Origin of the sequence: Streptomyces sp. R28, from assembly GCF_041052385.1 — a bacterium.
Lineage (GTDB): Bacteria > Actinomycetota > Actinomycetes > Streptomycetales > Streptomycetaceae > Streptomyces.
Genome location: NZ_CP163439.1, coordinates 8,601,590 through 8,627,399 on the forward strand (window position 1 = coordinate 8,601,590; position 25,810 = coordinate 8,627,399).

At 71.1% G+C, this 25,810-nt stretch carries 21 protein-coding genes; 9 read left to right on the plus strand and 12 right to left on the minus strand.

From position 1 onward, the window contains the following. The first annotated feature begins 266 nt into the window (after positions 1-266). Positions 267-2,282, plus strand: coding sequence for a calcium-binding protein (locus AB5J49_RS37660; RefSeq protein ID WP_369173324.1), 2,016 nt, complete (start codon positions 267-269; stop codon positions 2,280-2,282). A gap of 72 nt (positions 2,283-2,354) precedes the next feature. Here the strand turns inward: AB5J49_RS37660 and AB5J49_RS37665 are convergent, their stop codons facing one another. From AB5J49_RS37665 to AB5J49_RS37705, 9 genes are all read right to left on the minus strand, one after another. Next, positions 2,355-3,155 (minus strand): ABC transporter permease, encoded by an 801-nt coding sequence (locus AB5J49_RS37665; RefSeq protein WP_369175389.1) that lies wholly within the window; start codon positions 3,153-3,155, stop codon positions 2,355-2,357. Between the two features lie 16 nt (positions 3,156-3,171). Beyond that, the gene (locus tag AB5J49_RS37670; protein WP_369173325.1) at positions 3,172-3,978 is read right to left on the minus strand and encodes an ABC-2 family transporter protein; all 807 of its coding nucleotides are present in this window, start codon (positions 3,976-3,978) and stop codon (positions 3,172-3,174) included. A gap of 1 nt (position 3,979) precedes the next feature. Then, positions 3,980-4,987 (minus strand): ATP-binding cassette domain-containing protein, encoded by a 1,008-nt coding sequence (locus AB5J49_RS37675; protein ID WP_369173326.1) that lies wholly within the window; start codon positions 4,985-4,987, stop codon positions 3,980-3,982. A gap of 124 nt (positions 4,988-5,111) precedes the next feature. Further along, positions 5,112-7,982: a glycoside hydrolase family 2 TIM barrel-domain containing protein gene (locus AB5J49_RS37680; RefSeq protein WP_369173327.1), complete on the minus strand. Its 2,871-nt coding sequence runs from the start codon at positions 7,980-7,982 to the stop codon at positions 5,112-5,114. 12 nt (positions 7,983-7,994) lie between these two features. Beyond that, positions 7,995-8,879: a carbohydrate ABC transporter permease gene (locus tag AB5J49_RS37685; protein WP_369173328.1), complete on the minus strand. Its 885-nt coding sequence runs from the start codon at positions 8,877-8,879 to the stop codon at positions 7,995-7,997. After that, entirely contained in the window at positions 8,876-9,844 is a 969-nt protein-coding gene (locus tag AB5J49_RS37690) for a carbohydrate ABC transporter permease (protein ID WP_369173329.1), read from the minus strand. Before AB5J49_RS37690 ends, AB5J49_RS37685 begins: the two co-directional genes overlap by 4 nt. A 20-nt stretch (positions 9,845-9,864) precedes the next feature. Next, complete coding sequence (locus tag AB5J49_RS37695) at positions 9,865-11,127, minus strand: ABC transporter substrate-binding protein (protein WP_369173330.1); 1,263 nt, start codon at positions 11,125-11,127, stop codon at positions 9,865-9,867. 247 nt (positions 11,128-11,374) lie between these two features. After that, positions 11,375-12,634 carry an ROK family transcriptional regulator gene (locus tag AB5J49_RS37700; RefSeq protein ID WP_369173332.1) on the minus strand — a complete coding sequence of 420 codons (1,260 nt, stop codon included), beginning with the start codon at positions 12,632-12,634 and terminating at the stop codon, positions 11,375-11,377. 204 nt (positions 12,635-12,838) lie between these two features. Further along, on the minus strand, positions 12,839-14,116 hold the full coding sequence (locus AB5J49_RS37705; RefSeq protein WP_369173333.1) for an FAD-binding protein: 1,278 nt from the start codon (positions 14,114-14,116) through the stop codon (positions 12,839-12,841). 108 nt (positions 14,117-14,224) lie between these two features. Here AB5J49_RS37705 and AB5J49_RS37710 point away from each other — a divergent pair, with 108 nt between their 5' ends. The 6 genes from AB5J49_RS37710 to AB5J49_RS37735 all read left to right on the plus strand — a co-directional run bounded on the left by AB5J49_RS37710 (position 14,225) and on the right by AB5J49_RS37735 (position 21,855). After that, positions 14,225-15,241, plus strand: a complete 1,017-nt coding sequence (locus AB5J49_RS37710; RefSeq protein WP_369175390.1) for a hydroxyacid dehydrogenase — start codon at positions 14,225-14,227, stop codon at positions 15,239-15,241. A 171-nt stretch (positions 15,242-15,412) separates the two neighbouring features. Beyond that, positions 15,413-16,747: a radical SAM protein gene (locus tag AB5J49_RS37715; protein WP_369173334.1), complete on the plus strand. Its 1,335-nt coding sequence runs from the start codon at positions 15,413-15,415 to the stop codon at positions 16,745-16,747. 189 nt (positions 16,748-16,936) lie between these two features. Beyond that, positions 16,937-18,421: a cellulose binding domain-containing protein gene (locus AB5J49_RS37720; protein WP_369173336.1), complete on the plus strand. Its 1,485-nt coding sequence runs from the start codon at positions 16,937-16,939 to the stop codon at positions 18,419-18,421. A gap of 243 nt (positions 18,422-18,664) precedes the next feature. Then, complete coding sequence (gene rsgA, locus AB5J49_RS37725; protein WP_369173337.1) at positions 18,665-19,774, plus strand: ribosome small subunit-dependent GTPase A; 1,110 nt, start codon at positions 18,665-18,667, stop codon at positions 19,772-19,774. Between the two features lie 63 nt (positions 19,775-19,837). Next, a complete protein-coding gene (locus AB5J49_RS37730; RefSeq protein WP_369173338.1) occupies positions 19,838-21,343 on the plus strand; it encodes a DNA-3-methyladenine glycosylase 2 family protein in 1,506 nt (501 codons plus the stop codon). A 2-nt stretch (positions 21,344-21,345) separates the two neighbouring features. Beyond that, entirely contained in the window at positions 21,346-21,855 is a 510-nt protein-coding gene (locus tag AB5J49_RS37735; RefSeq protein WP_369173339.1) for a methylated-DNA--[protein]-cysteine S-methyltransferase, read from the plus strand. Here AB5J49_RS37735 and AB5J49_RS37740 read toward each other — a convergent pair. The 3 genes from AB5J49_RS37740 to AB5J49_RS37750 all read right to left on the minus strand — a co-directional run bounded on the left by AB5J49_RS37740 (position 21,852) and on the right by AB5J49_RS37750 (position 23,735). Beyond that, complete coding sequence (locus AB5J49_RS37740; RefSeq protein WP_369173340.1) at positions 21,852-22,217, minus strand: hypothetical protein; 366 nt, start codon at positions 22,215-22,217, stop codon at positions 21,852-21,854. The genes AB5J49_RS37735 and AB5J49_RS37740 overlap by 4 nt on opposite strands. Next, the gene (locus AB5J49_RS37745; protein ID WP_369173341.1) at positions 22,198-22,680 is read right to left on the minus strand and encodes a DUF456 domain-containing protein; all 483 of its coding nucleotides are present in this window, start codon (positions 22,678-22,680) and stop codon (positions 22,198-22,200) included. Before AB5J49_RS37745 ends, AB5J49_RS37740 begins: the two co-directional genes overlap by 20 nt. Positions 22,681-22,745: 65 nt before the next feature. Continuing rightward, complete coding sequence (locus AB5J49_RS37750) at positions 22,746-23,735, minus strand: helix-turn-helix transcriptional regulator (protein WP_369173342.1); 990 nt, start codon at positions 23,733-23,735, stop codon at positions 22,746-22,748. 373 nt (positions 23,736-24,108) lie between these two features. On the opposite strand from AB5J49_RS37750, the gene AB5J49_RS37755 reads away from it, so the two are divergent. Continuing rightward, a complete protein-coding gene (locus AB5J49_RS37755; RefSeq protein ID WP_369173343.1) occupies positions 24,109-24,234 on the plus strand; it encodes a hypothetical protein in 126 nt (41 codons plus the stop codon). 221 nt (positions 24,235-24,455) lie between these two features. Further along, complete coding sequence (locus AB5J49_RS37760; protein WP_369173344.1) at positions 24,456-25,805, plus strand: protein phosphatase 2C domain-containing protein; 1,350 nt, start codon at positions 24,456-24,458, stop codon at positions 25,803-25,805. Positions 25,806-25,810: the final 5 nt, after the last annotated feature.

Consider the following 25,810-nt stretch of genomic DNA (forward strand, 5'->3'; position numbering starts at 1 on the left):
ATGGCATCTTCGGCCCTGCCGGAGGCTACGGCCGGTTCTCGGGGGTGCTCGGCATGGTCACTGGCGCCCTGTTCGTGCCCGGTTGCGCCGCAGGCCCCGGTGGGCCGGGTGGCGGGCGGGTGCTGACCGGTGTCACGGACGGCTCAAAACCCGGCTGTCACTATCGTCGGACCGGTCACCCCGCAGGGTGGAACTCTGCGGCCCAGTAAGCCGATTCGCCGGCCAGCCGTCGCGCTGGGTCGCGGGCGCATCGGGAGTCTGCCACCATGCCCATCCTTCCTTCCCTACGGGGATCTCTGCGCGCCGTGACCGCGCTGGTCGCGGCGCTGGCGTTCGTCGTCGCCGTGCCGCACGGCGCGTTCGCCGCACCCGGTGACCTGGACACCACGTTCGGCACCGGCGGAAAGGTCAGCATCACCACCGACACCTTCGCCGAGGGCCAGGACATGGCCATCCAGCCCGACGGCAGGATCATCTCGGTCGGGTGGGAGCAGGACCCGGAGTTCCTCGACTCCGAGTTCGCCCTCACGCGGCACAACTCCGACGGCAGCGTCGACACCTCCTTCGGCGGTGGCGACGGCGAGGTGCTGACCGACTTCGAGAACGGCGAGGACGTGGCCCAGGGGGTGGCGGTCCAGCCCGACGGGAAGATCGTCGTGGTCGGCCGTCACCAGGAGACCGACGACGAGTTCGCGGGCTGCTGCTGGTTCACGGTGGCCCGTTACGACGCCGACGGCAGCGTCGACACCTCCTTCGGGGGCGGTGACGGCTGGGTCAGCCCCGGCCTGGCCGGCGGGGCCGAGGACGCGGCCGGCGTCGCGGTGCAGCCCGACGGGAAGATCGTCGCCGGAGCCCGGGCCGGCGGCTCGTTCGCGGTCGTGCGGTACCTGCCCGACGGGAGCCCGGACGGCGCCTTCGGAGGCGGTGACGGCGTGACCATCACCTCGTTCTCCGACGTGGGCGGCGCCACCGCGCAGGACATGGCCCTCCAGCCCGACGGGAAGATCGTCCTGGTCGGCTACTCGGGCGAGACCAACTTCGACTTCGCCGTGGCCCGCTACAACTCCGACGGAAGCCTGGACACCACCTTCAGCGGCGACGGCCGGGTCACCACGGACCTGGGCGGATACAACTGGGGTGAGACCGTGGTCGTGCAGTCCAGCGGCAAGATCGTCGCCTCCGGATCGAGCGGCGGCCGTTTCACGCTCGTGCGCTACAACGTGGACGGCAGCCGCGACACCGGCTTCGGCACCGGCGGTGTCGCGACCGCCGACTTCGGCAGCACAGCCGGCGTGAGCGACCTCGTGCTCCAGCCCGACGACCGGATCGTCGCCGGCGGCGGCGGGACGGCCGGCGACTTCCTCCTCGCCCGCTTCAACGCCGACGGCACTCTTGACACCGGGTTCGGCACGGGCGGCCGCACCACCACCGACTTCGGCGTCGGCGACCGCGTGAACAGCGTCGCCGTCCAGTCCGACGGGAAGATCGTCGCCTTCGGCAGCAACAGCGACGGCCTGCGCGCCCTGGCCCGCTACCTCGGCGGGGTCGGCACCCCGCCGCCACCTCCGCCGCCCACCGAGGTCGACCTGTCGGTCGCCAAGTCCGGCCCCGGCACCGTCAGCATCGGCGACCGAGCCACCTACACCCTGACGGTCACCAACAACAGCGCCACGATCGCGGCCACCGGCGTCAGCCTCACCGACACCCTCACCGGACCCGCCGCCACCGTCGTCTCGGCAACACCGGATCAGGGCACCTGCACCACCTCCGCAACCGGCGCGACCTGCGCCCTCGGGACCCTCGCCACCGGCGCGAGCACGACCGTCAGGGTCGTCGTCGAACCCCGGGCCACCGGCACCCTCACCGAGCGGGCCACCGTGAGCGCCACCCAGACCGACCCGGCCACGGCCAACAACACCGCCACGGTCACCACCACGGTCAACAACTCCCGCCTGTGCACCCGCATCGGCACCAGCGGCAACGACACCATGACCGGCACCAGCGGCACCGACGTCATCTGCGGCCTCGGCGGCGACGACTCGATCAACGCCGGCGCCGGCAACGACACGGTGTACGGCAACTTCGGCAACGACCGCGCCGACGGCGGCCTGAACAACGACACCCTCAACGGCGGCCCCGGCAACGACAACCTGATCGGCAACTCCGGCAACGACAGCCTCAACACCGTCGACAACGTCTCCGGCAACGACACCGCCAACGGCGGCACGGGCACGGACACCTGCACGACGGACACCGGGGACACACGGATCAGCTGCCCGTAGCCCCGACAGGCCGACACCTCCACTCGCCACTCGTGCGCCACCCGGCACAGCCAGCCGGGTGGCGCACGGCCGTCATCCGTTCACCCCGGTGTACCGCTTCAGGCTCCACCGCCACACCAGCCGCGCCGCCAGATACCCGGCGATCCCGAGCAGCGGAGAGGCCGCCGCAAGCCAGTACGGCACCCCGATGTCGTCGTCGTGGCCGGTCAGGACGGCCGTCGGGAGGTAGGCGACGAACGCGAGCGGCAGAGCGTACGTCAGGAAGCCGCCCACCGCTCGCGGGAGGACGTTCAGCGGGTAGTTGCCGAACGTGCCGAGCAGTTCCTCCAGCCAGCGGCTCCAGTAGTCCGCGGCCGGGAAGCGCAGGCAGGCACCGGCCACCACCGTGAACAGGGCCGCCTCCAGCAGCATGCCGCCGATGATCGCGGCGATCAGGTACGACACCCGGCCCGCCGTCCAGTCCAGGTCGCTGCGGCCGAGCGCGCCCACCATCAGGCCCGCCGCGACCGTGAGGTCGCCGATCGCGTTGGTCGGGAAGAAGGAGAGCTGGACCTGGCGGTGCACCGGCATGGGGCGCAGCAGATAGATGTCGATCCTTCCCTCCTGGATCTGCCGGCCGATGAAGTGCATCCGCCCCAGCAGGAGCACGAACAACCCGTGCGCGAGCATCCGGATCGCCGGGATCAGCAGCACGTCCGAGCTGTCCCAGCCGCCCATCCCGGTGAACCGCGTCAGCAGCACCGTCGCGAACACGATCACCGACACCTGCCAGATCGCACCGATCGCGATGTTCAGCAGGAACTCGGTGCGGTACTCCATCGCGGCCCGGATGTTGAGCAGCGTGATGCGCCAGGCGATGCGCAGGGACTTCACAGCCTTCACCGACACCTCAGCCTCCCTGCGAGATCACGCGCCGCGCGGCCCGCCGCCACACCCACCGGGTGAACAGCGCCAGCACGACGACCCAGGCGGCCTGGACGGCCAACTGCGCTCCCGCGTCGGACAGTTCGATCCGGCCGACGTAGATCGACAGCGGCACGCTCAGCGTCGCCTGGAACGGCAGGAAGCCGCTCAGCGTGATGAACCAGTCCGGGAAGAACCACAGGGGGGCGTACACCCCGGACAGCAGGTTCTGCGCGAAGATCAGGATCAGCATCGCGGAGTTGTTGCGGATGGTGAAGAAGCACAGCTGGTCGAGGACGAGCATCACGTAGTACAGGACCCACTGGCCGAGCAGCATGCTCACCACGAACACCCCTGCCACGGCCGCCGACTCGGGGGGTTCCACGACCCCCGCGGCGAGGCAGGCCACGTATCCGCCGAGAGCCCACGCCAGCCCGTACAGCTGCTCGCCGAGGGCACGCAGGGCGTAGTAGCGCTGGGGCGGCAGCGGACGCAGGTACCAGTAGACGATCGTGCCGAAGTGCATGTGCTGCAGCACCATGTCCCGGCCCGCGGACTGGTCCAACTCCCGCAGCCGGGAGGCGAGTACGGCCAGGACGGCGTAGGTGACCGCCTGGTCGCGGCTGAGCCCGGCGGTGGTGCCCGTCTGCGCGTACAGGCCGCGCCACAGCGACGCCACCAGGACCACCTGCACGGTCAGCCGGAGCAGGACGGCGGTCATCCGGGGCGGCGTGTGCAGTTCGCCGAGCGGGGTGACGCGGGCGGCGCGCCAGCCGTGCAGTACGGCGGCCATCTCAGGCTCCTTCTGCGACGGACTCGGCATGCACGTACGCGGCCCGCATCACGTCCTCGAGGTCCGCCTCGTCGAGGGCCAGGTCCGTCACCTCGTACCGCTCGATGACCTGCTTCAGGGCCTGGTGCACGGTCGGCGCGTCGGGGCCGTCCGGGCCGAAGACCGCCTGCGGACCCTCGTGCCGCAGCAGGGCGATGCCCGGCAGGGAGCCGACCTCGGTGTGCGGGTCGGCGAGCGTCACCCGCACCTGCCAGGTCGAGCCGAACTTGCGGCGGATCTCGTCGAGGGTGCCGTCCAGGACGAGCCGCCCGTGGTTGATCAGGACGACCCGCTCGGCGAGCCGCTCGACCTCCGTCATGTCGTGCGTGGTGAGCAGGACCGTACGGCCGCGCTCCTCCACCTGGTGCCGCAGGAACTCCCGCACCTGCTCCTTCACCACCACGTCCATGCCGATGGTGGGCTCGTCGAGGAAGACCACCGGCGGGTCGTGCAGCAGGGCGGCGGCCAGGTCGGAGCGGACGCGCTGGCCGAGGGAGAGATGGCGGACCCGGGTGTCCCAGAAGGAGGACAGGTCCAGGAGCTCGTCGAACTCCTTCAGCCGCACCGCGTGTTCGGCCTTCGGCACCTCGTAGATGTCGCGCAGGATCGCGAACGACTCGCGCACCGGCAGGTCCCACCACAGCTGGGTGCGCTGCCCGAACACCGTGCCGATGTTACGGGCGTTGCGCTCCCGCTCCTCGTACGGCACCACGCCGGCGACGCGGGCCTCGCCCGCGGTGGGGGTGAGGATGCCGGTGAGCATCTTGATGGTGGTGGACTTGCCGGCGCCGTTCGGGCCCAGCAGGGCGAGGAGTTCGCCGGCGGCGACGGAGAAGCTCACGTCGGTGACGGCGTGCTTGGCGACCTTCTGCGGGTTGACCAAAGACCGGAGTGCGCCCGCGAAACCGGGGCGGCGGACGGTGGTGTGGAAGGTTCGGGACAGGCCACGAACCTCGATGCTGCCATTCAACCGACATCAACTCCCTTGACGTGAAAACAAGTTGCGGCCGGTCGGCATGAACGCCGACCGGCCGCCGGCGACCTTCCGACACTGTCGGAAAGTCGATCAATCGGTCAATCGATTAACGGTCTTCTTACTCAGCGGTCGAGAAGACGAAGGAGAACTCCGTCGGCTCGGCCCGCAGGTAGTACTGCGGCAGCGGGCCCGGGCCGCAGGACTGCGAGCCGATGCCGTGCTGGCCGTGGTCGAGGTTGACCCAGACCGTGTCGCCCGCCGCGAGGTCGGTCAGATGCCGGGCGGCCTCCAGCTGCTCGTTGGTCCAGCGGCGGGCGCTGAACCAGAACTCCGGATCGCCGTCGATCCGCAGCCCGCCGAGCTCCAGCCAGCGGACGTCGGCACGGGCGCCGTTCTCCTGCGGGCGGAGGTACGGCGTCTGCAGCTCGTCGACGGTGGAGTGCCAGCGGCCGACCATCGACGCCGCCTTGGTGTCCGGGTACGCCTCACCGGGGCCGCCGCCGAACCACCGCACGGCGTCCGCCTGCGGGAGACCGAACCGGATGCCGAGCCGGGGCAGCGGCACCTTCCAGTCGCCCTCGGGCGTCACGGACACGGTCAGCTTCAGCCGGGTGCCGTCGGAGGTCCACCGGTACACCGTGGCGAGGCCCACCTCCCAGGCGGCGGGCGCCACCCGGGTCCGTACCGTCAGCGCGTCGTCGCCCAGTTCCACGGCGTCCAGCCGGTGCCGCATGCGGTGCAGGCCGTACTTGCGCCACAGCATCCCGTAGCGGGTGTCGGTCTGCCACTCGGCGCCGTCGTCGTTGTCGGTGGGCGCCCGCCACACGTCCAGCCGCGGAGCCGTCACCTCGACGCCGCCGATGGTCCTCAGCGCGCCGGTGCGGGCGTCGAAGGAGGCCGGGCCGAGGGTGATCAGCCGCTCGCTCGCGGTGGGCCCATCGCTCGCCGCGACCGCCGGCAACGGCCGTGCGGACACCGGGAACTGGCCCCACGCGACCACATGGTCCTTCGGCGCCCACGCCGTGTCGGCCGCCAGCAGCGCCCGTACGGTCCGCTGGGTCTCGCCGGCGCTCTCGTGCGCGGGCGGCTCCGGCAGCTTCACGTCCGCCGACTCCCCGGCGGCGAGGGCCGGCACCGACAGGGCGCCCGCCTCGACCGTCTCGCCGTCCACCTGGTACGACCACTCGAAGGCGAGCCCCGACAGATCGGCGAAGTCGTACTTGTTCGTCACGCGCACGGTGCCGTCGGCGCCGTCGGCCTCGATGCGGACCGGCTCGATGACCTTCTTGTACTCGACGAGCCCCGGGGAGGGCGTGCGGTCCGGGAAGATCAGGCCGTCGCAGACGAAGTTGCCGTCGTGCAGCTCCTCGCCGAAGTCACCGCCGTAGGCGTAGCCCAGCTCGGCGTGCTTGATGCCGTGGTCGATCCACTCCCAGATGAAGCCGCCCTGGAGCCGGTCGTGCTTCTCGAACAGCTCCTGGTAGTCGGCGAGTCCGCCGGGGCCGTTGCCCATGGCGTGCCCGTACTCGCACTGGATGAAGGGCAGTCCGCGACGCTTGTGGGTACCGCCGTCGAGGTGCTCCCCGATCTTGTCGACCTCGTCGTGGAAGGCGTACATCCGCGAGTACACGTCGGTGTCCCGGCAGTCCCAGTCGCCCTCGTAGTGCACGAGGCGTTCCGGGTCCCGGCCGTGGATCCACTCGGCCATCGCGGTCAGACCGCGTCCGGTGCCCGCCTCGTTGCCGAGGGACCAGAACACGATCGACGGGTGGTTCTTGTCGCGCTCGACCATACGGGCGGCGCGGTCCAGGAGGGCCGGGGTCCAGCGGTCGTCGTCGACGGGGTTGTCGCGCCAGGCCTGCTCGGTGAAGCCGTGCGTCTCGAGGTCGCACTCGTCGATGACCCACAGGCCGTACTCGTCGCACAGGTCGAGGAAGGCGGGGTGCGGCGGGTAGTGCGAGGTGCGCACCGCGTTGAGGTTGTGCCGCTTCATCAGCAGCACGTCCTCGCGCATGGTCGCAAGGTCCAGGGCGCGGCCCATCGTAGGGTGCCATTCGTGCCGGTTGACGCCCTTGAAGAGGATCGCCTTGCCGTTGACCTTGATCAGACCGTCTTCGAGGACGACGGTACGGAAGCCGATGCGCAGCGGTACACGCTCGCCCGCCGTGACCAGCTCGCCGTCGTACAGCTTCGGCGTCTCCGCGGACCACGGCTCGGCCGCCACCGTCACCGACTCGCCGGTCGCGACATCGATGTCCAGGGCGGGCACGGAAACCCGCCCGTCGACGTCGGAGTCGACGCGCAGGGTGCCTTCGCCGGTGGTGTGGTCGAAGGAGGCGTGCACGAAGAAGTCGCCCACGCTGCCCGCCGGGCGGTGCAGCAGGGTGACGTCACGGAAGATGCCGGGCAGCCACCACTGGTCCTGGTCCTCCAGGTACGAGCCCGCCGACCACTGGTGGACGCGGACCGCGAGGACGTTGCCCGTCGGCTTCAACAGCTGCCCGACCGCGAACTCGTGCGGCAGCCGGGAGCCCTTGAACTCGCCGATGTCCGTGCCGTTCAGCCAGACCCGGGCGCAGGACTCGACGCCGTCGAAGCGCAGGACGGCGCCGCCGTCGGCCGGCCAGTCCGCCGGCAGGTCGAAGACCCGCAGGTGGTCGCCGGTCGGGTTCTCCGTCGGGACGTGCGGCGGGTCCACCGGGAAGGGGTACAGGTGGTTGGTGTAGATGGGCGACCCGAAAGCGCCGTCGCCCTGGAGCACCCAGTGCCCGGGGACCGTGACCTCGGCCCAGTCCCCGGCGTCGTACCCCTCCTCGGCGAACGAGTCGTCCTCGGCGTCGGCGGTCGGCGACACGCGCAGGCGCCAGCTGCCGTTCAGCGTCAGGGACTTCGCGTCCGAGGAGGCGTACCAGGCGCGGGGCGGCAGAGCCCCGCTGCCCGGTGAGACGTCCTCGACGTAGGCGACGTCCGTGGTCGTGCGGAAAGACATCGGTCTCCTAGCTCAGCCCTTGATGCCGGTCTGCGCGATCCCCTGGACCAGCCAGCGCTGGAGGAAGAGGAACACGAACACCAGGGGCAGGATGGAAATGGCCGTGGCCATGAAGATCAGGTGGTAGTTGACGGTCTGGTTCGTCATGTACGACGACAGCGCGACCTGAACCGTCCAGGCACTCGGGTCCTGGCCGATGACCAGCGGCCACAAGAAGGCGTTCCAGCCGTTGATGAAGGTGATCGTGGCGATCGCCGCGAAGAAGTTCAGCGAGTTCGGCACGACGACACGCCAGTACGCGCCCCAGTAGCCGAGCCCGTCCACGCGCGCCGCCTCCTCCAGTTCTTTCGGGAACCCGAGGAAGTACTGCCGGAAGAGGAAGCAGGTGAAACCACTGAACAGGCCCGGAATGATGAGACCTCGGTAACTGTCCACCCAGCCGAGGGACGAGACGAGCACGAAGCTCGGCACGAAGGTGACGGCCGTGGGAACCATCAGGGTCACCAGAACGGCGTAGAACACCTTGTTGGCGTGCTTGTACGGGATGCGGGCGAGGCCGTATCCGGCCATCGAGCAGATCAGCAGGATGCCCGCCGTGTGGAGGACGGCGACGACCACGGAGTTCCACAGGGCCTGCGCGAAGTCGACGGTGACGTCGTCGAACGGCTCGGTGATGTTGCTCCACTGGATGGAAGTGGGGAACCACTTCCAGTTCTCGCCCGTGATCTCCGGGTCCGTCATCAGCGCGTTGCGGACGATCAGATAGAACGGGACCAGGAAGAGGAGGGCCGCGATGCCGGTCGCGATGTACAGACCGGTGTTGCCCATGACGCCGCCGCCGCGCTTGGCCTTGGCCGGCTTCGTCGACTTGCTGATGTCGGGTGCTGTGGTGGTCACTTGGACTCCTCACCCCTTCCGAAGCCCATGATCTTGCCCTGGAGCAGCGTCACGACGCAGATGAGCAGGGTCAGCACGACCGCGCCCGCGCTGCCCGCGCCGTAGTTCTGGTTCTGGCCGAGGGCCACCTTGTACAACTCGACCAGCGGGGGCTGGCCCCAGGTGGCCTTGGGGAGCAGGTTCCAGAACTCGTCGAAGGCCTGGTAGGCGGCCACGAGCAGCAGCAGGATCACCGCGGTGGAGGTCGCCCGCAGCTGCGGCAGCGTGATGTGCCGGAAGGTCTGCCAGCCCGGCTTGGCGCCGTCGAGGGCGGCCGCCTCGTACAGCTCCTGCGGGATGTTCTGGAGCGCAGCGAGGAACAGGATCATGTAGAAGCCCGACTGGAGCCACAGCCGGACGGTCACGATGACCAGCCAGTACCAGGGCGGATCGGGGTTGGCCAGCCAGGCGATGTTGTCGATGCCGAACCAGCCGATGACCGTGTTCATCAGGCCGAAGCGGACGCCGTTGAAGATGGACATCTTCCAGATCAGCGCGGCGGCGACATAACTGACCGCGGTGGGCAGGAAGAACACCGACCGGAAGAACGCCCGCATGAACCGCAGCCGGTTCACCAGCAGCGCCAGGCCCAGCGAGAGGGCCCAGGTGGCCGGCACGATGAACGCGGCGAACACGGTGAAGGTGACGAGGGAGTTCCTGAAGTTCGTGTCCGTCAGGATCTGCTTGTAGTTCTCGAAGCCGACGAACTCGCTCGGCGTGACCGTGAAGCGTGCCTCGAAGAAGCTGAGATAGATGCTCCAGCCGATGGGCACGAAGACGAAGATCACCAGGCCGATCAGGAACGGACCGGTGAAGAGCCAGAAGTTGAAGGTGCTGTTCGCCCTGAGGCCCCGCCGCGGCCGGCCCTTGGAGACCTTGGCCGGGGCGGGGTTCTCGGCGACCCCGCGTGTGGTGGTGGTCGACATGTCGAGATCCGTCCGGCGGTCTATCCGAAGAGCTTCTTGAGCTCGGCGTCGACCTTCTTCTCACAGGCGTCGAGCTGGGCCTTGGGGTCACCGTCCTTGCGGACGGTGTTGGCGATCACGTCCCAGAACGCGGCGATCATGGCCTGGGTCCAGCCGATGTTGTCGAAGTGACCGAACTCGTTGAAGAGCTTGACGCCCTCGGCCGGCAGGCCGGACTTCAGCTTGGTCGCGGACGCGGCGAGGGAGGTGCGCGGCGGGATGTGGAAGCCGTAGGAGGTGGCGAAGTCCTCCTGGTACTTCTTCTGCTCGATCCACAGCCACTTCACGTATTCCTTGGCCGCCTCGACGTTCTTGCCCTTGGCGTTGACGAACATCGACCAGCCGCCGTTGTAGACCGACTGCTTGCCGCTGGATCCGACCTTCGGGAAGGGGAAGATGCCGATGTCGTCGCCGAGCGCCTGCTGCATGGCCGGCATGGCCCACATGCCGCACCACTGGATCGCGGTCAGGCCCTGGATCAGGGCGGAGGGGTCCCACGAGTCGGCGGGGGCGTCGAGGAGCAGGTTGCCGCTGGTGAAGAGGCCACGCAGCTGCTTGAGGCCGTCGGCGACGGCGTCGGTGTTGAAGGCGGGCTTGTTGTCCGCGGTGAGGGTGTCGGCGCCGGCCGACCAGATCAGCGGGCGGTCGATCGAGGTCAGGTCGTTGCCGAGGAAGATGCCCTTGACCTTGCTGGTGGTCAGCTTGTCGGCGGCCTCGATCAGCTCTTCCAGCGTGGTCGGGACCTCGATCTTCGCCTTCTCGAACAGCGAGGGCCGGTAGAAGAGGAACTGCGGGTCGTCGATCATCCGGACGCCGTATATCTTGCCGTCGACCGTGTGCGACTTGATGTCGGCCGCGTTGAAGTCGTCCTTGACCGGCTCGATGATGTCGGTCAGGTCCGCCACCTGACCGCTCTTGACGAGCTGGATCTGCGGGTGGAACTCGAAGACGTCGGGCGCGTTCTTGGTGAGCAGCGCGGCGAACAGCTTCTGCTCGAAGTTGTTGCCGGTGATCCACTGCGTGGTCACGTCGGCCTTGTCGTACGCCTTCGCGTACTTCTTGACGGCCTGCTCGACACCCGCCTCGCCGTACGCGTGGAAGTACTGCACGAGGCCGTCGCCCGAGCCCGCGCTGCCGCGCCCGGTGTTGCTGCCGCACGCGGCCAGTCCGCCGGCGGCGGCCAGGCCCATCGCGGCCCGCAGTACGTTTCGGCGGTCCCAGTTGGTGTTGCTCAATGCCGACATGCTGACGTCCTTGTCTCGAGTACGGCTGCGGCCCTGTGCCTGTGCCTGTGGCTGGTGCGGCTCAGCGCCAGTTGGCTCAAATGGGGTTGCGGTGCGGGACGTTAACCTTCGGCTAAGGCTTCGGCAAGGGGTTGGACGAAGTCTGCACGAAGCGTTGTGCAACGTTCGGAATACCGGACGTGAGGGGGTTGCGGGGCGCCGCACCAGCGACCGGCAACTCCCTTTCAGGACAGGGGAATCACGTCCGTCATGACGGCGGTACGGTACGGCTCCTTACCGGTGTGAGGCGTTTCGTGGCGGGCTGCGTCCTCTTCTGCGGGGCCGACTGCAGCGCACCCTCGAGTGCGAACGTCGCCGCGCCCAGGCACACCGGGTCGGTGGGGATGGGGGAGAGGACGATCTCGGTGGCGGCCAGGGGTCGCCGCAGCGCGTGCCGGGCCACGGCCTCGCGCACCTCGTGCAGCAGCGGCTCGCCCAGGGTGGCGGCGACCCAGCTGCTGAGCACGACGACTTCGGGGTTGAAGAGGTTCACCAGGTCGGCGATCCCGGCGCCCAGATAGCGGGCGGTGTCGCGGACCACCTTGAGCGCCACCGGATCGTGCGCACCGACCCCACGGGCGAGCGCGTCGATCGTGGCCGTCTGGTCCTCGGGGTGGAGCAGCGCGCTGTCGGCGGCCAGCTCCCGCAGGTTCACCATGATCCCGGGCGCGCCGACGTAGGTCTCCACGCAGCCGTGGTTGCCGCAGTGGCACAGCCGTCCGTCCAGCACGAGCGTCGTATGGCCCCACTCGCCGGCGCTGTTGCTCACGCCCCGGTGCAGCCCGCCGCCGAGCACGAGCCCGGCGCCCACGCCGGTCCCGAGGTTGACCACCACGGCGTCCCCGCTGCCGCGCGCGGCACCGAACCAGAGCTCGGCCACCGCGCAGGCGCGCAACGGGTTGTCCATGTACAGGGGGTAGGCGATCTGCTCGGAGAGCAGGTCGAGCAGGGGGACGTCGTGCCAGTCCCAGTTGGGCGCGTACTCGGAGACGCCGGTGTCCCGGTCCACCTGCCCCGGCACGCTCACCCCGACGCCGAGCACCCGCGCGCCCTCCACGCCGGCCTGCGCGACCACCGAGCCGACGGCCGCGGCGACATGGCCGACGACCTGCTCGGGGCGGCTCTCGCCGGGGCGCATGTCCTCATCCGCGCGGGCCAGCACGTTCAGGGCGAGATCGAAGAGCTCGACCCGGACGTACGTCTCGGCGATGTCGACGCCGATCAGGGCCCCGCCGGACGCGTTGACGGCCACGAGCCCGCGGGGGCGGCCGCCGGCCGAGTCCTCGAAGCCGACCTCCGTGATCATCCGGAGGTCGAGCAGCTCGCCCACGAGGGTGGCGACCGTGGCGAGACTGAGACCGGTGGCGGCCGCCAGCTCCTGCCGGGAGGTGGGCGACGCGGCGATGATCTGGCGCAACACCTCATAGCGGTTCGCGGTGCGGATGTCGCGTGATGTGCCGCGCTTCATCGAACTCCCCTCACAGACAAGCGCCGTTCCGGTCCGGGCGGCGGGGGCCCTGGCGTTGTCCCCCGGGAAGACGCAGCACCGGGCGTGCCCCCGTCCCTTCGCTCATGCCGGGTCGTCGTCGGCACCGGCGCGGCGCAAGGCTATGACGTGCGGCGCCTTTCGACAAGGGGTTAGGAAAGGGGGTTTACGAAGTCCCCCCCGGAGTCAGTCACCCAGTATGTCCTGCACGAAGGCGTTGGCGAATTTCCGACCGGGGTCCAGTTCCCTCGACAGGGCCCGGAAGTCGTCGAGGCGCGGATACCGCCCGCGCAGCACCTGGGCCGGCACCGCGAACACCTTCCCCCAGTGCGGCCGCGGCGCGAAGGCGTCCAGCGCCTCCTCCAGCCGCCGCACCACCGGCAGCACGGTGGCCGTGTCCTCGATCCAGGTGAAGTGCAGGGCGACGGTGTCCCGTCCGTAGGAGGGGCTGAGCCACTGGTCGTCGGCGGCGACGGTCCGCACCTCGCAGGTCTGCAGCACGGGCGCGAGCGTCTCCCGTATCCCGTCGAGCGCGTGCAGCGCGTCGACGGCGTACCGGCGCGGCAGCAGATACTCCGACTGCAGCTCGGCCCCGCTGCTCGGCGTGAACTCCGCCCGGAAGTGAGGCAGCCGCTGGTGCCAGGGCCCCGGCACCCCGAACTGGTCCGTGCAGTTCACGGCGGGCATCCCCGGCACCGGGTGCATCTTCTCGGGGGCGGGCGCGGCCCAAGGGAAGCCGGACGGGAAGCCGGACAGGAAGTCGGGCAGCGGCTGGTCGGTGCGCCGCTTGAGCCACACCTGCCGAAAGCCCGGCTCGCGCCAGTCCGTGAACAGGCTCACGCTGTAGGCCGCCGCCATCACCGTCTCGAACGCCGCCGAGTCCAGCCCGTCCAGCGGCAGTTCCGTGAACACGTGCTGCTCGACGTCGAAGGACGGCTCCAGATCGAGGGTGAGCGCCGTGACGACACCGAGGGCGCCCAGCGAGGTGACGGCACCGCCGAACCGCTCGTCGCCCCGCCCGACGGTCACCACCGACCCGTCCGCCGTGACCAGCTCCACCTCCCGCACGGACGTGGCCAGCGCACCGTTGCCGACCCCCGACCCGTGCGTGCCGGTGGCGACCGAGCCGGCCACCGAGATGTGCGGCAGGGACGCCATGTTGGCCAGCGCGAGACCGTGCGCGTCCACCGCGCGGGCGAGCTCGGCGTACCGTACGCCGCCCGAGACCCGGACCGTACGGGCCGCACGGTCCACGTCGATCACCGGCGGCAGACCGGCGATCGACAGCAGGACGCCCTCGGGGCCCGGCTCGGCGATCTCGTTGAAGGAGTGCCCGCTGCCCAGCACCCGCACCCTCTCGCTTCCCGCCACCAGGGCGCTGATCGCGTCGATCGAGTACGGCCGGTGCAGCTCCTTGGCGGTGTAGGTGATGTTGCCCGCCCAGTTGGTGATCGTCTCTGTCATCCTTGCCGTCCTTCAAGGTGAGTGCGTGTGCGTTGACCCTCTCATTCGCGGGTGCCTACGGTAGAGAACGTTTTCCAGCACCACCTCGCCGAGCCGGAGGCCACGTCCTTGACCCAGCGGCCGTACGCCATGTTCGCCATGTCCGCCGAGAACGTGCCGCAGGTCTTCCCGCCGGAGGTGCTGGCGCGGCTGCGGGAGTCGGTGGACATCGATCCGGCCCTGGTGGCCGAGGACTACGGGCACTTCACGGACCCGCGCTTCAAGGCCGCGCTGGCCCGCGCCGAGATCCTCGTCACCGGCTGGGGCTGCCCCCGCCTCGACGCGGCCGTACTCGACGCCGCGCCGCAGTTGCGCGCGGTGCTGCACTCGGCCGGCTCGGTCAAGAGCCTCGCCACGCCCGAGCTGTGGCGGCGAGGCGTCGCGGTGAGCTCGGCGGCGGTGGCGAACGCCGTGCCGGTCGCCGAATACACGCTGGCCATGATCCTGCTCGCGGGGAAGGACCTCTTCGCCGCCCGCGACCGCCTGCGCAGCGAACGCGCCTTCCCCGGCTGGGGGCTCGTCCCCGGCATCGGCAACCACGGCCGCCGCGTCGGCGTCATCGGGGCGTCGCGCATCGGCCGCAAGGTGATCGAGCTGCTGCGCCCCTTCGACCTGGCCCCCAGCCTCACCGACCCGTACGTCGACGAGGCCGACGCCGCCGCGCTCGGCATACCGCTGCTGCCGCTGGACGACCTCCTGCGCACGTCGGACATCGTCACCGTGCACGCCCCCGAGACCCCGGAGACCCGCCACCTCATCGGCCCCCGCGAGCTGGCCCTGATGCCCGACGGGGCGGTCCTGATCAACACCGCGCGCGGCGCCCTGCTCGACCACGACGCCCTGACCGCCGAACTCCGCGCCGGCCGCCTCTGCGCGATCCTCGACGTCACCGACCCCGAGCCCCTGCCCGCCGACTCCCCCCTGTACGACCTGCCGAACGCCTTCATCACCCCGCACCTGGCGGGTTCCCAGGGCAACGAGGCAGCTCGCCTGGGCCTGGCGGTGGCGGAGGAGGCCGAACGCCTGGTGGCGGGTGGAGGGTTGGCGTACCGGGTCGACCCGGAGGCACTGGAGCGGGAGGCGTAGGCGTCGGCGAGGGGGCTCCCTGCGCGGGTTTGCCGGTACCGACACGCTCACCTCGTACTGGGCGGCCGAGGACGCCTGACACGTTCGTCCCGGAGGGGACCCGATGCAGCCCGGGATCAGGCAGGGGCATACCGTGAGGAGTCGTACGCCTGAACCGCGAGGAGATGACGGATGGGCAGCCGCACCGCACTGGTCGAGGATCTGATGGAGCGATTCCCGCACGTTCCGCGGGAAGCCGTCTTCAAGGAGGATCTGCTCCGGGGCGGGGTGGCCTTCGACCCCTCCGCCCTGAGCGACAACGAGGGCGGCGAGGTCAAGCCGAAGTCGTACTTCATCTTCTCGTTCGACCACGGCACCCTGCCCGAGCTCGGCGAGGCCGCGCTGCGCCGCCCGCCGGAGGAGATCATCCTGACCGGCGGGCCGTACGACCTGAGGCGCACCGTCGTCTCGGTGCGCGTGAACCCGACCTCGCCGTACCGGGTCGCCGCCGACGAGGAGGGCGTGCTCGGGCTCTACCTCGACGGCAAGCGGATCGCCGACGTCGGCGTGCCGCCGATGCCGGAGTACTACCGGCACACCCTCGCCAGCGGGAAGTCGGTGATGGAGGTCGCCCCGACCATCCAGTGGGGCTACCTGATCTACCTCACCGTCTTCCGGGTCTGCCAGTACTTCGGCGCCAAGGAGGAGTGCCAGTACTGCGACATCAACCACAACTGGCGCCAGCACAAGGCGGCCGGGCGGCCGTACACGGGTGTGAAGGACGTCGACGAGGTCCTTGAGGCGCTCGACATCATCAACCGGTACGACACCGCCAAGGCGTCCACCGCCTACACGCTCACCGGCGGCGCGATCACCTCGAAGCTCCAGGGGCGCGACGAGGCCGACTTCTACGGCATGTACGCGAAGGCCATCGAGGAGCACTTCCCGGGCCGCTGGATCGGCAAGGTCGTCGCGCAGGCGCTGCCGAAGGACGACGTGCAGCGGTTCAAGGACTACGGCGTGCAGATCTACCACCCCAACTACGAGGTGTGGGACGAGTACCTCTTCAAGATGTACTGCCCGGGCAAGGAGCGCTATGTCGGCCGCGACGAGTGGCACAAGCGCATCCTCGACTCGGCCGACATCTTCGGCGCCCGCAACGTCATCCCCAACTTCGTGGCCGGCGTCGAGATGGCGGAGCCCTTCGGCTTCACCACCGTCGACGAGGCCATCGCGTCCACCACCGAGGGCCTGCGCTTCTTCATGTCGCACGGCATCACGCCCCGCTTCACCACCTGGTGCCCCGAGCCGACGACCCCGCTCGGCAAGGCCAACCCGCAGGGCGCGCCGCTGGAGTACCACATCCGCCTGCTGGAGGCCTACCGCGCCACCATGGACGACTTCGGCCTGTCCTCACCCCCCGGCTACGGCCCGCCCGGACCCGGCCGCGCGGTGTTCTCGGTGAGCTCCTTCATGGACAGCCTTCCGGAGCAGGAGCCCGTGGTGGAGGATTCCCCGATGGTGTAGGTGAGACAGACGGGGCCCGCGTCCGTACAAGTGGCTGGAGTTGTAGGGACGCGCGGCCTGTCATGACATTTGAATACGGCGCTTGTCAGTTGTGTTGAATACGTGAAAGGCTCCTGTCCTGCCGCGAGGTTCCCCCCAACTCCACTGCCAATATGGCGAGTTGACCTCGCATGTGGATGCAGGAGACCCATGCCCGACCTGCCGACCCCTCAGGACGCCACCGAGGCAGCGCTGTTCTCCGAGTGCTGGGACGCCGTGCTGTCGTACGCCGACCTGTGCACGGCCGGCTCCGCCGCTGCCAACCGGCTGGCGGCCGAGGCGTTTTCGACCGGCATACGCGAGGCCCGCGAGGCCGAGACCGGTACCTTCAGAAGTATGGGCCGCCGCCCGGCCCGCCTGCCCCGAATCCCCCTGCTGCTGACCGCCGTACGCACCACTGCGGCCGGCTGGGAGGAGAGCGGGCAGGGCCACAAGCTCGACCCCGATCTGCGCCTGTGGCTCAACTCCGACAAGGCCGCCCGCTACACCGGCCCCCCGCTGCAGCGCCCGATCGCGCTGCGCGGACTGCGTGACATGCAGGAACCGGACGCGGCCCTGCTGTGGCTGGCCGAGGTGGAGGCGCTGCCGCTGCACGTGGTGGCCCGCCGGCTCGGCCTCGACCCGGCCGCCGTCTCCGAGGAACTCATCCAGGTCCGGGGCCTGTTCAGGGACCGCTGCCACCGCAACCACCTCGATACGCCGATGGACGCGCAGTGCCGCAGCTACGCGCGCCTCCTCGACGCGGTCACCCGCTCCACCGCGGCCGACACCCCGGAGGACCTCTCCCGCCACCTCGCGACGTGCGTGCGGTGCGCCGAGGCGCCCGCCTGTCTGCGGCTGCACGGCGGCGGGCTGCCCGGGGCCCTCGCCGGGGGAGTGATCGGCTGGGGCGGTCTCGCCTATCTGGAGCGGCGCCGCCGAGCCGCCGAGGTGCGCCTCGGTGCCGGACGCCCCGACCCGGTGGACGCGGACGCCGGCCCGCCGAACTCCGGTGCGCACAAGGCGCGCGTCGTGCGCAACGGCCTCCTCGTCGCCGCCGTCCTCGTCTCCGCGCTCGCCCTCGCGGTGTCGATGATGCCCGCCGGCCCCACCGGCGACGGAGCCACCGCCGGCGGCGACCCGTCCGACCGCCAGCCGGTGGCCGACCCCGGCTTCTCCGCACCGGTCACAGCCGCCACCCGCCCCTCCTCGCGCTCCCCGCAGCCGTCGGAGAGCGGCACGAAGGGCGAGGACTCGGCCGGGCCGAAGAACCCCGCCCCGGGACCGCAGGGCACCACGTCCTCCACGGCCGGCGAGGACGACCCGGACCCCTCCGCGAGCGAAGCGGCGACCTGCAGTGTCGACTACGACCTCGTCAACGAATGGCCCGACGGCTTCCAGGCCACCGTCACCGTCAGCACCGAACGGGCCCTCGACGACTGGCGCGTCGCCTGGTCCTTCCGGGACGGCCAGAAGGTCGGCCAGATGTGGGACGCGAGCTTCGCCCAGAACGGCTCCCGGGTCACGGCCAAGGCCGCCGACTACAACAAGACGGTTCCCGCCGACGGCGAGCTCGCCTTCGGGTTCCTCGCGTCGTGGGAGAGCAAGAACTCGCGGGGGTACGACTTCACGCTGAACGGGCACGACTGCGCCTGAAAAACCGGTTGACGGTACTTCGTGGGGCCGGGCTAGAGTGACGGTGGATCAGGGCGGTGGCCGGTGGCCGCCGCCGTCGAGCGGACGTGAACGAGGAGGTGTCGACCGATGGCTGTCTTTGCGATGTGCGTTGCCCGCATTCAGGAATCCATCAAGTCCACCTCCGTGGCCACCGGCTGACACACCCACTCCTTGCGCGCCCGTGCGCGCGACGGCCGGGGCCGCCCTTGTGAAGGGTCACCCTTGACTTCCAGCTCCGCTGCTTCATCTGTTTTCTCCGCTCTCGCTCCCTACGGCTGGGACGAGGCATGGGCGGACGAGTTCGCCCCCTACGAGCCCGAGGGGCTCCTTCCCGGACGTGTGATCCGGGTCGACCGCGGGCAGTGCGACGTCGTCACCGCCGACGGGGTCGTACGGGCCGACACGGCGTTCGTCACCCCGCACGATCCGATGCGGGTCGTGTGCACGGGCGACTGGGTCGCCGTCGAACCGGCCGGACACCGACACCCGCAGTACGTCCGCGCGTATCTGCCGCGCCGTACCGCCTTTGTACGCTCCACCTCCTCCGAGCGGTCCGAGGGGCAGATCCTCGCCGCCAACATCGACCACGCCATCGTCGCCGTCTCGCTGGCCGTCGAGCTCGACCTCGGCCGTATCGAGCGCTTCCTCGCCCTGGCGTGGGAGTCGGGCGCCCAGCCGGTCGTGATCCTCACCAAGGCCGACCTCGTGCCGGACCCGGTGACGCTCTCGCATCTCGTCGAGGACGTGGAGACGACGGCGCCGGGGGTGGCGGTGCTCACCGTCAGCGCGACGCTGGGGGAGGGGCTCGACGTCCTCGCCGCGGTCGTGGGCGGTGGCACGTCCGTGCTGCTCGGGCAGTCCGGCGCGGGCAAGTCGACGCTCGCGAACGCGTTGCTCGGCGAGGAGGTGATGGAGGTCCAGGCCGCGCGCGACATCGACGGCAAGGGCCGCCACACGACCACCACACGCAACCTCCTCGTCCTGCCGGGCGGCGGCGTACTGATCGACACACCGGGGCTGCGGGGCGTCGGCCTCTGGGACGCCGGGACCGGGGTCGGGCAGGTCTTCTCCGAGATCGAGGCGCTGGCCGAGCGGTGCCGTTTCCATGACTGCGCGCACGAGAGCGAGCCGGGGTGCGCGGTGCTCGATGCCATCGACACCGGTGAGCTGGCGCAGCGGCGGCTGGAGAGCTATCGGAAGCTGCTGCGCGAGAACCAGCGGATCGTGGCCAAGACCGATGCGCGGCTTCGCGCCGAGATCCGCAAGGACTGGAAGCGCAAGGGGGCCGAGGGAAGGGCGGCCATGGACGCGAAGCGGGGCCGTTGGGGGTAGCGCAGCGTCATGTCCGATTTCCGCCAGCCGCGCCTTGCGCACTGGCGGAGACTGGAGGGCGTGATGGACGAAGACACCAGGTACGAAGCGGTCCGCAGTAGGGACGCCCGGTTCGACGGCGAGTTCTTCTTCGCCGTCGAGACCACCGGCATCTATTGCCGCCCCAGTTGCCCGGCCGTCACGCCGAAGCGGCGCAACGTGCGGTTCTTCGCGACGGCCGCCGCCGCGCAGGGCTCGGGCTTCCGGGCCTGCCGACGGTGCCGCCCGGACGCCGTTCCGGGCTCCGCCGAGTGGAACGTGCGGGCCGATGTCGTCGGGCGGGCCATGCGGCTCATCGGCGACGGCGTCGTCGACCGGGAGGGTGTCGCCGGGCTCGCCGCGCGGCTGGGATACAGCGCGCGGCAGGTCCAGCGGCAGCTCACCGCCGAGCTCGGCGCCGGCCCGGTCGCGCTGGCCCGGGCCCAGCGGGCGCACACCGCGCGGGTGCTCCTGCAGACCACCGAGCTGCCGGTCACGGCGATCGCGTTCGCGGCCGGGTTCGCCAGCGTGCGGCAGTTCAACGGCACGATGCGGGAGGTGTACGCGTCCACGCCGAGCGAGCTGCGGGCCGCCGCCGCACCGAGGGGCGGGCGTGGCGCCCGGCGTGCGGGCACTCCGTCGGCCGGCATACCGCTGCGGCTCGCCTACCGCGGGCCGTACCAGGCCGGCCTCGTCTTCGACCTGCTGGCGCGCGAGGCCGTGCCCGGTGTCGAGGAGCTCGCCGGCCCGCCCGGGCGCCGGACGTACCGGCGCACCCTCCGCCTGCCGCACGGTACCGCCATCGTGGCGGTGCAGGAGCGGCTGGGCGGCGCCGGGAGGCGGGCAGCCGCGACCCGCCGAGGTGCGCCGGCGATGGCGTCGGCGGTGGCCGCGGACTCGGGGGCGGCGTCCCTGGCGTCGGTGACCGTCGCCGCCCCCGCCCCCGCCTCCGCCACCCACCCCGGCGGCTGGCTCGACGCCCGCCTCCACCTCACCGACCCGCGCGACCTGACCACGGCCGTGCAGCGGCTGCGGCGGCTGTTCGACCTCGACGCCGATCCGTACGCCGTCGACGAGCGGCTCGGCGCCGATCCCCGGCTCGGTCCCCTGGTCGCCGCCCGGCCGGGGCTGCGGTCGCCCGGTGCCGCCGACGCGGACGAGCTGGCGGTGCGGGCACTGGTCGGGCCGGTGCAGGCCGAGCGGCTGGTACGGCGGTACGGCAAGGCGCTCGACGCGCCCTGCGGCAGCCTCACCCACCTGTTCCCCGAGGCGGCCGTCCTCGCCGAGGCCGAGCCCGACGGCCCCCTCGGCACGCTCACCGCCGCCCTCGCCGACGGTGCCGTACGGCTGGACCCGGGTGCCGACCGGGACGAGGCGTACGACGCGCTGTTCGGCCTGCCCGGCCTGGACGCCCGTACCGTCGCCGTCATCCGCAGCCGCGCCCTCGGCGACCCGGACGTCGCCCCGCCCGGCGTCGACGCCCCCGACAGCTGGCGCCCCTGGCGCTCTTACGCCGCGCAACACCTGCGTGCAGCAGGGGAGTTGGAGTAACCATGACCATCCCGACCCCGACCGTCACCCCGACCCACTGGACCGAGCTCGACAGTCCGCTCGGCCCGCTCCTCCTCACCGCCGACCCCGCCACCCGCGCCCTGACCTCCCTCTCCGTGCCCGGCCAGAAGGGCGGCCGCACCGTCCAGGAGGGGTGGCGGCGCGACCCCGCGCTCTTCCGTGCGGCCGAGGAGCAGCTCGCCGCCTACTTCGCGGGCGAACTCAAGGAGTTCCAGCTGGAGTTGAGCACATCCGGCAGCGAGTTCCGGGAGAAGGTCTGGGCCGCACTCGACGATGTTCCCTACGGGGCTACGGCGACGTACGGCGAGATCGCCGCGCGGATCGGCGCATCGCGGGCCGCCGTTCGGGCCGTCGGCGGTGCGATCGGCGCCAATCCGTTGCTGGTCGTCCGTCCGTGCCATCGCGTGATCGGGGCCGACGGGTCGCTGACCGGGTACGCGGGCGGCCTCGACCGCAAGGTGCGGCTGCTCACGCTGGAGGGCAGGCTCTAGCGGTCGTCCAGTCCCCACGGGGCCGGGAGCCCCCAGTGAGGGGCGTCCTCGTTCGGCCGTACCGGCGCGATCGTCAGGTCCGGACGGTCGTCCCGGGCCGTGATCAGCGCCGAGTCACGCTTGCGCAGGGCGATGCGGATCGCCCCGTCGCCCGCGTCGGAGTACCGCAGCGGCCGTCCCGGAGATCTCGGCGGGTGGATTGCCCCGGTAGCGCCGGTGCCCGGCTCGGCGTAGATGCCGCAACCGAGGAAGCCGTTGCCGAGGAAGGGGCCCTCGTACCAGGTCGTTGGCATCCGCTGCTGGACGAGGTCGGCGTCGTCGAGGTGGGAGAGGTCCGCCGTATCAGCCCCAGATGACCGCACCCAGCCACGCCCCCGCGATCAGCTGGCATGTGAACAGCTCCGCCAGCACGCTCGACCCGCCGGCCCGCATCGCCGTCCGCAGCGCGGCCCTCGCCTCACCGTGACGGCCGAGCCGCAGCCGGGCCTCCAGGTAGGCGCCGGCCATGAAGCCGGGGATCGAGCCGACCACGGGGATCAGGAAGAAGCCCAGGAACGAGCCCACGCCGGCGTACACGGTCATGCGTAGGCTCGCCCAGTTCGGGCGCAGCCGGCGGGGCGGCAGTGCCCAGCGCGCCACCTGGGAGAGGAACAGCGCGACGGTGGCCCCGACGAGCACCCACCACGCGACCGGCTGGGGGTCCTTCAGCGCCCACCACATGACCGCGGCCCACACCAGCCAGGACCCCGGCACCCCGGGCACCAGCACTCCGCAGAGGCCGAGCAGGAGGACCAGGCCGACCAGCACTAGGTCCCACACTCCCATCTGACCAGAGTGCCGGAGCTCGCGAGAATCCGCAGATCAGCCTTGTCGCCGCGGGTGCGCCACGGTCACCCCTGCCGTTCCCGCGCCACCCACCCCCGCTCATACGCGTGCCACCCCAGCTGTAGCCGTGTGGTCACCCCGGTGAGCTCCATCAGTCGCTTCACCCGGCGCTGCACGGTCCGCAGTCCCAGGTCCAGCTGCTTGGCCACGCTCGCGTCGGTCAGGCCGGCCAGCAGCAGGGAGAGCACCTCCAGGTCGGTGTCGTCGGGCCCGTCCGGCTGCTGCTCGGTGACGCCGGACGGGCCGAGGCGTACCGGCAGCGCCTCCCGCCACACCGACTCGAACAGGCCGGAGAGCAGCTCCAGCAGCCCGCTCGCGTGGACGACCAGGGCGGCCGGCTCCGACGTGTGCGAGGTGAGCGGCACCAGGGCGAGGGTCCGGTCGGCGATCACCAGCTTGGTCGGGACCCGGTCCACGATCCGCACCTGTTCCTCGCGGCCGAGCGCGGCGGACAGCTCGGTGATGCCGTGCGGCTGGTCGAGGACCGAGCGCTCCAGGACCACCCGGTAACGGACGCCTCGGTCGGCGGCCTGCTCCTCCGCGTCGTTCTCCACGCCGGTGACCGCGACGGGACTGCCGGTGACCAGGGCGCACACCTCCTTGCTCGCCCCGAGCTGGAGCTGCAGGAAGCGCTGCGAGACCGCGGCCGCGCCGATCACCACCTCGACCAGGTCGTGCACGGCGGGCTCGGCGGTCCCCGCCCGGTACTCCTCGGCGAGCATCGCGGCCGCCAGCTCCGCCTTCTCCAGCTCATGCCGCTGCTGGGTGAGCAGCGCGCCGAGCGCCACCCCGGGCGGCGCGGCGACCCAGCGGCCGGGCCGGGCCGAGGACTGCGCCGCGAGCCCGTGCCGCTCCAGACGGCGCAGGGCGAGCTCGGTGTCGTACTCGCCGAGCGTCAGCCGCCGAGCGAGATCGGGTACGTCGGCTGCGCCCACGGACACCAGGGCCCGGTATGCCGACTCGTGCGTCTCGTCGAGACCAATCACTCCCAGCATCGGGCCGCGCCCCTCCCCAAATGACCACCGGTGTTCGGTCCGTGGCGGAAAACGGCCACGGCGTGAAACCGCCTCGGCACATCATCGCCGCACCACCCGTCACTCTGCCAAGGTGTCGCCACCGCAGCATCAACCATCGCCCGCTTTGCCCTAGTTGGACCGTCTTGGCCTGCGCTTTCGCGTCCGAAGGGCGAGCGGCAGCACGGGAAGGGTGATCTTGGGGAGGGCGATACGCGTACGGCCCCGGGCGCGGCGACCGGATGCCGCACCCGCGCACGTCCACCGACGGGCCGAGAACGCGCACGCGCGGGGCATACCAATGCGGTTCCCGCGGTACACGTCGCCGCAGGGCGGCCGGGACGGGAAGGTGGTCGTGAACCACAGCGGAACGACAGGAGAGCACGTCACACTCAAGGCCGTCCTGAACGACGCCGTCCTGACCGACGCGATCGGCGTCTCGGTCACCCAGATCGTGACCCGGGCTCGCGACGTGCGCTGACGCGCGCGTAGGGGATCCGGGCCCGGGTCACTCGGCAGTCGCCGGGCGGTCCTCCCGTGGGGGGTGGGACCGCCCGGCGACGTCTTTGGCCTCTTGTCGCGCCTGGATATCGCAAGACTGTTCAACACCTCACCCGACAACGCCTTTTCGAGCCGCCTCACCGGGTCGGATTTTCCGGATGCCCCGTTTTCATCCGGCCCGTGCGGTGGACAATTGAGGGCATGAGCCAGCAGGGGGGAAGGCCCACCGGTCACGAGGACGACTGGTGGGGGCAGCTGTACGGTGACGCCACCGAGGACACGGGCCCCACAGCGGCGCCCGACTCACTGGACGACCGGTTCGCCTCGGCCTCGGGGGCGGTGAACAAGCGGTCGGGCTCGGGGGCGGGGGCGACAGGGACCGGGGTCTCCGGGACGGGCGCCACGGTTTTACCGCCGAGGGCCGGTGCGCACGACGCGGATGCCGCGCCGGGTCCGTCGACCTTCCCGGCGGGCTTGCCCAAGCCGCCGGGATTCACCGTGGCGGCACCCGAGGAGCGCACGACGCCGACGAGTGACGACGAGCCCCGGCCGGCGACCCACGTGGACCTCCCCACCCCGCCCCCGGACCCCCTCGACTACGTGGGCAACGGCCCTCCGACCTACGCCCCCGACCCCACCGCCCTCCCGCCCGCGGACCCCGACGACCTTGACGACCTGGTCGCCGACACCGTCCTCGACGGCGCCCACTACGGCGCCTGCACCCTGCGGGCCGTCTCCCTGCGCGGGGACTCCGCCCGCTACCGGGGTGAACCGCGCCGAGACTCCCTCCTCACCGCCCGCTTCGGCACCGGCGACCACGCCCTGGTCCTCGTGGCGATGGCGACCGGCGCCCGGGCCACGCCCAATGCCCACCGCGCCGCCGCCGAGGCCTGTCACTGGATCGGCCGGGCCGTCGGCCGCAGTCATCCAAGGCTGGCGGAGGACATAAGGGCCGCACGGCGCGGTGACCTGAAGTCCGGCCTGCACCGCCTCACCGACCGCAGCCTCGGCAAACTCCGCGCCAGCGCCGCGGAACAGGGCATCGAACCGGAGGAGTACGCGGCGACCCTGCGCTGCCTCCTCCTGCCCGCCGACCCCGAGTGCCGTACACGTGTCTTCTTCGGCGTCGGCGGGGGCGGACTCTTCCGGCTGCGGGACGGCGAATGGCAGGACATCGAGCCCCGCGTCACCGACCCCGCCGGTGAACCCGTCGTCGGCTTCGGCTCGTTGCCGGCCGAGACGCCCGAGGGCGACCGTCTCACCATGGACCTCGGCATCACCACACCCCCGAGCCCCTACGACCCGGCCCCCGAGCCGCCCCGCGAACCCTTCCGCTTCCGCGCCTCGGTGGCCCGCCCGGGAGACACGCTCCTGATGTGCACCGGCGGCCTCGCCGACCCGCTGCGCGGCGAACCCGAACTCGCCGCCCACCTGACCGCGCGCTGGTCCGGCCCCGAGCCGCCCGGCCTCGCCGCCTTCCTCGCCGACACCCAGGTCCGGGTCAAGGGGTACGCCGACGACCGTACGGCCGCCGGCGTGTGGGAGGCGTAGCCCTG